The sequence below is a fragment of the Sandarakinorhabdus sp. genome (genome assembly GCF_031422795.1).
Lineage (GTDB): Bacteria > Pseudomonadota > Alphaproteobacteria > Sphingomonadales > Sphingomonadaceae > Sandarakinorhabdus.
On sequence record NZ_JANPML010000055.1, the window covers coordinates 1 to 1,844 of the forward strand.

Below are 1,844 nucleotides of genomic sequence, written 5' to 3' on the forward strand. Positions count from 1 at the left end.
CCGGCACCAGGCCATCCAGTCGGTCCATCACGCCGCCATGGCCGGGCAACAGCGTGCCGCTGTCCTTCACGCCAGCCCGGCGCTTGAGCCAGCTTTCATAAAGATCACCCAGGATCGACATCACCGCCAGCGGCACCGCCAGCAGCGCCAGACGGCCAATGCCGGCCATGTTGGCATAGCCGGGCCACAGCAGCGCCAACGCGCCGGCCGCCAGCAGCGATCCCAGCAGGCCACCGATGGCACCGCTCCACGTCTTGTTCGGGCTGATCGCGGCAGCCAATTTCGGGCCGCCCAGCGCGCGGCCGGTGAAATAGGCGGCGATATCAGCTCCCCACACCACGGCCATCACGAACAAGGTCGCATAAAATCCCCACGGCGCGGCCCGCAGCCAGATCAACGCCACCGCCGGCAGCCCGCAATACAACAGCCCCAGCACCATTGGCCGACCAAGGCCCTTTTGCAGGCGGCTGGCAAACAGGCCCAGCAGGCCCGCACCACCGCCCAGCAGCATCAAGGCTTCGGCCGGGTTGCCCATCACCGCGACCACCCACACCACCAGGCCCAGCACGGCCAGGCCCAATCGGCGCAGCAGCAGCGGCAGGCGGTGCATCGCCGTCCATTCGGTGAACATCACCAGCACGGCGGCAGCGGCCAGCACGGCAAAGGCCGGCCCACCCAGCCACAGCGCGCCAATGGCCACAGCCACCAGCACCACGCCGGTGATCAAACGTTGACCCAATTGGCTGGCTGCCATGCTCAACGCCCCCCGAAACGGCGTTCGCGGCGCGAGAAATCGTCCAGTGCAGCGGCTAGCGCCGCGCCATCGAAATCCGGCCACAGCGTGTCCGTCACCAGAAACTCGGCATAGGCCGCCTGCCACAGCAGGAAATTCGACAGCCGCAATTCGCCCGACGTGCGCAGCACCGCATCCGGCAGCGGCAGGCCGCCACAAACTTTGGCGGTGTCGAGCCGCGCTTCCAGCATCTCGCTGGTGATATCATCAGGCGACAACGTGCCGGCCACGGCCTCGGCAGCCAGCGCCTTGGCGGCCCGAACAATTTCGCCCTGCCCGCCATAATTCAACGCCATCACCAGACGCAGCCCGGTGTTGGCGCGGGTCTTGTCGCGCGCGGTTTCCAGCAGGCGCACCAGATCCGGTTTCAGCGCCTGCCAGTCCCCGATGAAATCCAGACGCACGCCATTTCTGTGCAGTGTATCAAGCTCATGCTGCACATAATGGCGCAGCAGGCCCATCAGATCGCTCACCTCGTCGGCTGGCCGCTTCCAGTTCTCGCTGGAAAAGGCATAGAGCGTCAGCACATCCAGCCCAAGGCCGGGCGCTGCTTCCACCACGCGGCGCACTGCCTGCACGCCTTCACGATGCCCGGCGATGCGCGGCAGCCGCCGGCCCTGCGCCCAGCGGCCATTGCCATCCATGATGATGGCCAAGTGCCGACAGCCACCGCCGCCAGCAACAGAGGCGGCCGCAACAGTCACCGCCCGAGAATTTCTTTTTCCTTGGCCGCAACGGTCGTATCGATGTCGCTCATCGCCTTGTCGGTGATCTTCTGCACATCGGTTTCAAGCCGCTTCTGCTCGTCCTGGCTGATCTTGCCCTTCTTTTCGGCGGCCTTCAGCACTTCCATGCCGTCACGGCGCACGTTGCGGGCGGCGATCTTGGCCTTTTCAGCATAGGTGCCGGCCAGCTTCACCATTTCCTTGCGGCGTTCTTCGGTCATGTCCGGGATCGGCAGGCGCAGCGTCTGGCCGTCGGTGATCGGGTTCAGGCCCAGACCGGCCGAACGAATGGCCTTTTCCACCGGCGTCACGTTGGATTTGTCCCA

At 65.7% G+C, this 1,844-nt stretch carries 3 protein-coding genes; all 3 read right to left on the reverse strand.

The window, feature by feature from the left end:
- A partial coding sequence (locus RMO81_RS02100; protein WP_310474072.1) for a phosphatidate cytidylyltransferase occupies window positions 1-754 on the reverse strand: 754 nt, incomplete at its 3' end.
- A gap of 2 nt (window positions 755-756) precedes the next feature.
- A complete protein-coding gene (gene uppS, locus RMO81_RS02105) occupies window positions 757-1,497 on the reverse strand; it encodes a polyprenyl diphosphate synthase (protein WP_310474073.1) in 741 nt (246 codons plus the stop codon).
- The coding region (locus RMO81_RS02110; RefSeq protein WP_310474074.1) for a ribosome-recycling factor at window positions 1,494-1,844 on the reverse strand (351 nt) is incomplete at its 5' end. The genes RMO81_RS02110 and uppS, both read right to left, overlap by 4 nt.